We start from the raw sequence: 7,901 nt of genomic DNA on the forward strand, positions 1-7,901 counted from the left end.
CGGTCATCGGCTTGCCCGCCACTGTGCAGATCGATGCCGAGAATGCAGAAGCGACATTGCGGGCAGGGCTCGAAGCCTTGCTGCCGCAGGCCGGTGCTTTGCTCGGACCATTGACGACGCTGCTGTCAGCGGCTTTCGATCGCGGGGCGATCGCCATCGAAGCAGGCGGCAGTCGTGAGGACTACGAGCAGGGGATAGCTGTCCTACTCGACGGCCTCGCCGATCACCTGCGGCGGTAGCTCGACCAGCGGCGCCGGAATATCGCTGCTCTTCTCCGGCGATTTGCAGATATCGGCGATGACGCAGCGCTCGCATTCCGGGCGACGGGCCTTGCAGGTATAGCGGCCATGCAGGATCAGCCAGTGATGGGCGTGATAGAGGTAGTGCTTCGGAACAACCTTCATCAGCCGGTCTTCCACCTCGTCGGGCGTCTTTCCGGGGGCGAGCCTGATGCGGTTGGCGATGCGAAAGATATGGGTGTCAACCGCCATCGTCGCCTGGCCGAAGGCCATTGAGAGTACGACATTGGCGGTCTTGCGGCCGACGCCCGGCAGGCGAACCAGCTCCTCCCGGGTCTCCGGCACCTTGCCGCCGAATTCATCGACCAGCATCTGCGAGAGCGCGATGACGTTCTTCGCCTTGTTGCGGTAGAGGCCGATCGTCTTGATGTGCTCGCGAACCTTCTCCTCGCCGAGATTGAGCATTTTCTGCGGCGTATCGGCGATCTTGAAGAGCGCGCGCGTCACCTTGTTGACGCCGGCATCCGTCGCTTGCGCAGAGAGTGCCACTGCCACGACGAGGGTGAAGGGATTGGTGTGTTCCAGTTCACCTCGCGGCTCAGGGCGCTGGATGGAGAAACGGTGGAAGATCTCCTCGCGCTCGGCCAATGAATAGGCGGTCTTCACCGCCGCCACCGGCTTGCGGCGGACGATCACACTCGATTTTTGCGACGATTTGATAACGGATTTGAGTTTCGGATTCGCCATGGAAAATCTATACTCACTGGCCATGATGGAAAGCAACGCCGACAGCCGTAACGATCAGCCTGTTTTCGCAGCCGAACTCTTTCCTTACCGCTCGCTCGGCCGGAAGGGTTTTAAGGTGTTGCTCAGTGTTTCCGGCGCCGTCTGCTTCGTCTACGGCATGTTCTTTATAGTCACCGGCGCCTGGCCGATCGGCTTCTTTTTCGGGCTGGATTTCCTGCTGCTCTACGGCGCCTTCTGGCTGAGCTACCGATCCGGCAGGGTGCGGGAAGAGGTGACGGTTTCGCGCACAGATGTGTCCGTGCGCAAGTTCTCTCCGTCCGGCCGGATGATCGAGCACCACTTCAATCCATTCTGGACGCGCTTCCTCGTGCGGCGGCATCAGGAAATCGGCATTCTCTCCATGCATATTTTCGGGGAGGGCAAACGTACGGATGTCGGCTCCTTCCTCAATCCCGATGACCGCGAAAGCTTCGCCAAGGCCTTCAAGCGCGCGCTGGCAACGGTAAAGCAGCGTATCTGAGACGTTGCGTAAGAATCGGGGCGCAAGAAACGGGTGGTTTGGCTGCCCGCCCTTGATTATCTCCTTTGTAAAGGAGAAAGACGATGAACATGATCGCGAAGCTCGACACAGATATCACTCCTGATGGCCCTGATTACGATATCGTCCGTCAGGTCATCGAACTCATCAGCGAGGAATATCGCGACCAGCCGTCGCTGGAAGCGATTGCCGCTCGGTTGCACCAGTCGCCGACGCAGCTCCAGAAGACCTTTACGCGCTGGGCCGGCCTTTCGCCGAAAGCCTTCCTGCAAGCAGTGACGCTCGACCACGCAAAGCGGCTGCTGCGCAAGGAAGAGATGCCGTTGCTCGAAACCTCGATCGAGGTCGGTCTTTCCGGTCCCAGCCGCCTGCATGACCTGTTCGTGACGCATGAGGCAATGTCTCCGGGCGAATGGAAGGCGAAGGGCGGCGGGCTGACGATCCGCTACGGGTTCCATACCTGCCCCTTCGGGACGGCCCTCGTCATGGTGACAGATCGGGGCCTTGCAGGCCTCGCCTTCAGCGATTCCGGTGATGAGAAGGCCTGCCTTGAGGATATGACCTGCCGTTGGCCGAATGCGGAATATGTGGAAGACCGTCAAGCGACGGCGCCTTACGCCGAGCGCATCTTCCAGCCGGGCCGTTGGACGTCGGAACAGCCATTGCGGGTTGTGCTGATCGGAACGGATTTCCAGGTCAGCGTCTGGCAGAGCCTTCTGAAAATCCCTTTCGGCAAAGCCGTGACCTACAGCGATATTGCCAAGGACATCGGACGGCCGACTGCCATGCGTGCTGTCGGTGCGGCGGTCGGGGCCAACCCGATTTCCTTCGTCGTGCCCTGCCACCGTGCACTCGGGAAAAACGGGGCGTTGACCGGTTACCATTGGGGTCTGACCCGCAAACGGGCCATGCTTGGCTGGGAATCGGCGCACGCCTGAGCGATTGGGATCAGCCGAAGCCGTCAGGCGGCTTCGGTGAGCTCCAGCAATGCTCTTGCCGCGCTCTCGTCGGTGATCAGCGTGTTGCAGCCGATGCGCTTGATCGTTGCGCGAATCGCGACCGCCCGATGCGCGCCGCCGGAGGAAAGTACGATATGTTTCGCCTCCTTCAGCGTATCGAGATCCACCGACATCACCCGCTGATTGATCGAGTGGTCGACGGAATTGCCGTCCTTGTCCAGAAAGTTGAACATGGTGTCGCAGACGCAGCCGGCATCGATCAGCTGCTGCAGTTCGGCCTTCGAAATCCATCCCTCGGAGAGCGATGTCGAATGCGGGCCTATATCGCCGCAGCTGACGATCGCGAGATCAAGGTTTTCCGCCAGCCGATAGATCGTATCGAGCCCGCATTTTTCGATGAGGTTGCGCTTGGTCTCGGTGGAATCGACCAGCAGCGGGGCCAGGAACATATAGCATTCCGCGCCGAGCTGATTGGCAAGGCGCCAGGTGTAGTCAATTGGGTTTGTCTGGTGGACGGCGACGATGCCGCCGAGCAGGGAGACGATCTTGCAATTGTCGCGGCGTGGCGGGCGGAAGCTCGCGAGCGAGGCCGTCATGGTGCGGCCCCAGCCGACGCCGATCGTATAATCGTCCGGAATGGCCTCCGACAGGAACTGGCCGAGCGCCAGACCGACATTCTTTGCCAGTGAATTCACGTCACAATTGGCGGGTTCCGGTACGACGATCGCCTCATCGAGGCCATAGGCCCTTTCCAGCTTGACCGAAAGCTCCACACAGTCGCCGATCGAGTCGTTGATCCATATCTGCACTTCGCTGCGCTTCATCGCCTCGTCGAGCAGGCGGATGACGGTCGTGCGGCTGATGCCGAGCTGTTCGGCGACATCCTTCTGGGTCAGGCCCTCATTGTAATAGAGCCATGCAGCCCGTAGCCGGAGCGAGGAGGCTTCGGAATAGGCAGTATGCGTGCCGCGTTTCAGCTTGACCACATCTCCTCCCGCGCCGATTTCGCCCTAGATCTTTGCTATCGATAGCATAAGGTTGTGGCATCGGCTTTGTTCCCGCGATAATGCCGGGTGTGACACTTATGTCAATTGAAATGCACAAATGTCCTTGACTTTTCGTTGCTGGAGCGGCGATAGTCAGGGTCGACAACATCGTTCTTGTCCGTCCGAGGAGGACAATGTGCGGGCATGCGGAAAGTCTCGACCGGCCTTTAAGCCGCAGGCGGCATCGCTTGCGATGTGCTCGTCGTATTCCGGCGTTGGGAGCCCCGCACCCGGGAACACCGCCAGTGTCTCTCACGTTTATGACTCATCCGTGACGGACGCGCGACTATTCGCCTGCTGCATGCAAACCATCTGTCCTTAGATCACCTCTTTGCCGGGCGGAACTCGCGCCGGTCCGCAGCCCAAGTTCACAAAGGAATTTGACCATGACATCCAAGCTTGACCAACTCCGCGAGATCACAACCGTCGTCGCCGACACCGGCGATATCCAGGCTGTCGCTCGCCTGAAGCCGGTTGATTGCACGACCAACCCTTCCATCGTTCTCAAGGCGCTGGGCACCGACATGTTTGCCGACGACATGAAGGAAGCGATCGCCTGGGGCAAGAAGCTCGGTGGTGATGCCGATGCTGCCGCCGCAGCCGTTGCCGATCGCCTCGCGATCTCCGTAGGTGCTGCCCTCGTAAAGCTCGTTCCCGGCCGCGTTTCCACCGAAGTCGATGCCGATCTCTCCTTCGATACCGAAGCTTCGCTGAAGAAGGCACGCAGCATCATCGCAGCCTACAAGGAGCGCGGCATCGAGAAGGATCGCATCCTCATCAAGCTCGCTTCCACCTGGGAAGGCATTCGCGCAGCGGAAGTCCTGCAGAAGGAAGGCATCGATTGCAATCTGACGCTGCTCTTCTCCAAGGCTCAGGCAATTGCGTGCGCTGACGCCGGCGTGTTCCTGATCTCGCCCTTCGTCGGCCGTATCCTCGACTGGTACAAGAAGTCGACCGGCAAGGATTTCACCGCCGAGGAAGATCCGGGCGTTCTGTCCGTTCGCGATATCTACAACTACTACAAGGCAAACGACATCAAGACGGTTGTCATGGGCGCTTCGTTCCGCAACACCGGCGAAATCGAAGCGCTGGCTGGTTGCGATCGTCTGACCATCGCTCCGAACCTGCTCGACGAGCTTTCCAACGATCAGGGCAAGCTTGAGCGCAAGCTGTCGCCGGAAACCAAGAAGGCCGAGCCGAAGATCACGATCGACGAGAAGACCTTCCGCTGGATGATGAACGAAGATGCCATGGCGACAGAAAAGCTCGCAGAAGGCATTCGCGCATTCGCAAAGGACCTCGGCACGCTGCGCAGCCAGGTCCGCAAGGAACTGCAGCTCGCTGCCGCTTAAGGCCACGCAAGCCGCACTTTGACGAAAGGCGCGGGTGCTGCTGGCATCCGCGCCTTTTTCATCTTCAGATCAAGGGCATAGAGGCTGGAGGATTGCAGTGGCCGATGAGGATGACGGAAATTCGCTGATCTCGCTTGCCTACAAGCATGCAAGCTTCATCCTCTCGGCGCTTGGCGGTTTCATCGTCTTTCTGCTCCTGACGTCGCGGGACGTCAGCGCCAGCAATATCCTGTCCGGCTGGAATGCCGCCGCCATCATCTTCATTGCGCTGAGCTGGCGCAAGATGCTGCGGGCGACTGTCGAAAGCATCAAGAAACGCTCCGAGGATCTCGATTTCTCCGACACCTTTCTGCTCTTCCTGTCGATCGTGGCTGCCCTTGCCAGCATTGCCGGTATCGGCATCGAGCTTCATTCGGTCAAGGAGGCGCCGCCCGACATTGCGTTTGCGCGCGCGGCGGCGGCGATCCTGACCATCATGATCTCCTGGCTTTTCCTGCACACGCTCTTCACGATCCACTATGCGCATTATTTCTATGGCGGACCGGAGAAGGGCGACGGGCTGAAATTCCCTGATGGCATAGAGGAGCCTGCCTATTGGGACTTCCTCTATTTCTCCTTCACCATCGGCGTGGCGGCTCAGACGGCCGATGTCGCCGTAACCTCGACATCGATGCGCAAGCTCACGCTGCTGCATGCGCTCTTGTCGTTCCTTTTCAACACCACCATTCTGGCACTTGCGATCAATGTTGGGGCAAGTTTGCTTTAGAGCCTTTCCGCAGATCGGAAGAGGTTCTCGAATTCGGCGAGATCACCCGAGGCGACATCCGAGATCGCCCAGAACGTCAGTCCACCATCCGACCATTGCACCATGTTGTAGCCGTCGTGCTCCGTTGTCGTCTGTGCACCGGAAGCCGTAGGCCAGATGAACAGGTTGATGACGTGGCCATGGCGTCTGTAGACAAGGGCGGCAACAGCGCGACCGCCGATATAATCGACACGCCCGCCGACCAGCGGAAAGCCGTCCTTGGAAAGATCGCTGACCGGCGGCGAGAAATCGATCTTGCCGTTGAACCAGGGCTTCACCGTATGCTGGTCCGATGTCAGGACGTCGGTCAGATGATCCGCCATCATTGAGCGGACATGGCTCGCCATGATTTCGTCCTGCAGGATCAGGGTTTGCGACGGTGCATTGATGAACAGGAAGCCGCTGGCCGCCAGCACGGCAAGCGATGGCACGAAACTCCACTGCCGGACGAAGTCCAGGGCGCGGCGCCAGAAGACCGGTTGGCGCGGCTGAGGCAGGTTGGCGGCCGCCGCCGTCTGTTCGAAGGATAGCATGGTCAGGACCTGCGAACGCAAGGCTTCGGGCGGTCTCCATCGCACGCCATCCTGATCGATGATCTCTCTCACGGCAGCGACCCTTTCCATCTCCGCCCGGCAATTCTCGCAGGTCGCCAGATGATCCTCGAACTGCGTTGCATGGACGGAATCCAGTTCGCCATCGATAAAACCGTGCAGCATGATGCGCCATTCGGGGCAGCCTCTCTGATGGGCTTCACTCATCCTGCCGCCTCGCTTCGGTCGCACGCATCCCAAGCTTCGCCAAATTCGCGCCGAGCTCTCGCAAGGCGCGACATGACGGTGCCGATCGGCGCATCGATGATTTCGGCGATCTGCCGGTAGGAGAGATCCTCGAGCTCGCGCAGGACGAGGATTTCGCGCATCGTTTCCGGAAGCTTGCTGATAACGGCGCGCACGCGCTGCTGCTCGCTTTGCCGGATCAGTGCCGTCTCGGGAGAATCCTCTTCCGATGCGACCTGGTAGCCTTCATCTTCGTCAGGATCGCCACCACCGGTATCGTCCAGATGCCACTCGAAATGTGCCTTGCGGCGATCCTGCTGGCGCCAGACATGGCAACAGTTCCTGACGATCGCAAAGAGCCAGGAACGCGGATCGCCGCCACGATAGGTTTCGAAATTGCGGTAGGCGCGCAGGAATGCTTCCTGGACGATATCCTGGGCCGCTTCGGCGTCGCGGCTGAGAAAGCGGGCGAAATTATAAGCCGCATCCAGGTGCGGAATAATCATATCCTGAAAACGCTGCATGAACTCATGCTGGGCGGCTGTCGCGGCCGTCGAGGTGATCCGTTCGCCGCCGGACTTCTCCGAGACCATGAGATGGAACAGCCGCGTCGCGCTGGCAAGAAACACCGCTAGTGGTGATGGTCGAATGCGTGCCCGCGACGCTTGCCAGACGAGCAATTGCATCCAGTCGTTCGATCCGACGGGATAGGTGATCTGAGCGTTTGTCATCATCCTCCCTGCCTCAACAGCAGCCGATTGGGACGTGAGATCCGCGGGCATCAGATGCGGTCTCCTGCAGTCTAGACCGATCGGCGTGCGGTTTTATTCCAGAAAATGTCGATTTATTTGCGCTCAGTCTGGCGTTGGCGCTGCGCAGCAAAAATAGCATAACATTTCCAATTACTTGAAAGAATGTCAGTCGAAATTGGGAATAAGTGTGAGGTGCCTTCGATCTAGTTCGTCAGCGAGGACATCCGAGAAATCGCAGTCTTCGCCAGTCGAAATGCCATCAACAAGAGGAGGCATATTCATGTTCACTATGTCACGTCGCGCTGTCCTGGGATCGGCTGCCGCCGCGGCCGCATTCGGTCTGTCGTCGAAGCTCGAATTCGTCATGCCGGCATTTGCCGAGACACCGCTGGAGCCGACGGTCGGTTTCTACAAATACAAGGTCGGCGATATCGAGGTCACGGCGATCTATGACGGCATCTGGAAGAAGCCGCATGATCCGGCCTTCATCAAGAACGCCTCGATCGAAGACACGAAGGAGGCGCTTTCCAAGGCAGGATTGACGACCGAATTCATGCCGATCCCATTGACGGTGGTCGTCCTGAAGGTCGGCGGCCGCACGATCATGATGGATGCCGGTTCCGGCGTCGGTCAATGGCAGGAAAATGCCACGCATCTGCCGGCGAACATGGCGGCGGCCGGTATCGA

Annotated in this window: 8 protein-coding genes and 2 pseudogenes; 6 read left to right on the top strand and 4 right to left on the bottom strand. The window is 59.3% G+C overall.

The annotated features are described in order from the left end of the window. Nucleotides 1–239, top strand: a pseudogene (locus PMI11_RS08965) (TetR/AcrR family transcriptional regulator); the annotation flags it as partial. Here the strand turns inward: PMI11_RS08965 and nth are convergent. After that, nucleotides 204–986 carry an endonuclease III gene (gene nth / locus PMI11_RS08970; RefSeq protein WP_007815786.1) on the bottom strand — a complete coding sequence of 261 codons (783 nt, stop codon included), beginning with the start codon at nucleotides 984–986 and terminating at the stop codon, nucleotides 204–206. The pseudogene PMI11_RS08965 and the gene nth sit on opposite strands and share 36 nt — an antisense overlap. Nucleotides 987–1,008: 22 nt before the next feature. Between nth and PMI11_RS08975 the strand changes: the two genes are divergently transcribed. Together PMI11_RS08975 and PMI11_RS08980 are read left to right on the top strand one after the other, a co-directional pair. After that, nucleotides 1,009–1,506: a DUF2244 domain-containing protein gene (locus tag PMI11_RS08975; protein ID WP_007815787.1), complete on the top strand. Its 498-nt coding sequence runs from the start codon at nucleotides 1,009–1,011 to the stop codon at nucleotides 1,504–1,506. Between the two features lie 83 nt (nucleotides 1,507–1,589). Next, nucleotides 1,590–2,462, top strand: coding sequence for a methylated-DNA--[protein]-cysteine S-methyltransferase (locus PMI11_RS08980; RefSeq protein ID WP_007815788.1), 873 nt, complete (start codon nucleotides 1,590–1,592; stop codon nucleotides 2,460–2,462). Between the two features lie 23 nt (nucleotides 2,463–2,485). On the opposite strand, the gene PMI11_RS08985 is transcribed toward PMI11_RS08980, so the two are convergent. Beyond that, nucleotides 2,486–3,469: a sugar-binding transcriptional regulator gene (locus tag PMI11_RS08985; RefSeq protein WP_007815789.1), complete on the bottom strand. Its 984-nt coding sequence runs from the start codon at nucleotides 3,467–3,469 to the stop codon at nucleotides 2,486–2,488. Between the two features lie 446 nt (nucleotides 3,470–3,915). Here PMI11_RS08985 and tal point away from each other — a divergent pair, with 446 nt between their 5' ends. Together tal and PMI11_RS08995 are read left to right on the top strand one after the other, a co-directional pair. Next, entirely contained in the window at nucleotides 3,916–4,881 is a 966-nt protein-coding gene (gene tal / locus PMI11_RS08990) for a transaldolase (RefSeq protein ID WP_007815790.1), read from the top strand. Between the two features lie 97 nt (nucleotides 4,882–4,978). Continuing rightward, nucleotides 4,979–5,647: a DUF1345 domain-containing protein gene (locus tag PMI11_RS08995; protein ID WP_007815791.1), complete on the top strand. Its 669-nt coding sequence runs from the start codon at nucleotides 4,979–4,981 to the stop codon at nucleotides 5,645–5,647. On the opposite strand, the gene PMI11_RS09000 is transcribed toward PMI11_RS08995, so the two are convergent. After that, entirely contained in the window at nucleotides 5,644–6,444 is an 801-nt protein-coding gene (locus tag PMI11_RS09000) for an anti-sigma factor family protein (RefSeq protein ID WP_007815792.1), read from the bottom strand. The genes PMI11_RS08995 and PMI11_RS09000 overlap by 4 nt on opposite strands. Continuing rightward, entirely contained in the window at nucleotides 6,441–7,196 is a 756-nt protein-coding gene (locus PMI11_RS09005; RefSeq protein WP_037071012.1) for a sigma-70 family RNA polymerase sigma factor, read from the bottom strand. The genes PMI11_RS09000 and PMI11_RS09005 overlap by 4 nt, the downstream gene beginning before the upstream one ends. Before the next feature lie 298 nt (nucleotides 7,197–7,494). On the opposite strand from PMI11_RS09005, the pseudogene PMI11_RS09010 reads away from it, so the two are divergent. Then, a pseudogene (locus tag PMI11_RS09010) lies at nucleotides 7,495–7,901 on the top strand (MBL fold metallo-hydrolase); the annotation flags it as partial.

Source organism: Rhizobium sp. CF142 (assembly GCF_000281145.1).
GTDB lineage: Bacteria > Pseudomonadota > Alphaproteobacteria > Rhizobiales > Rhizobiaceae > Rhizobium.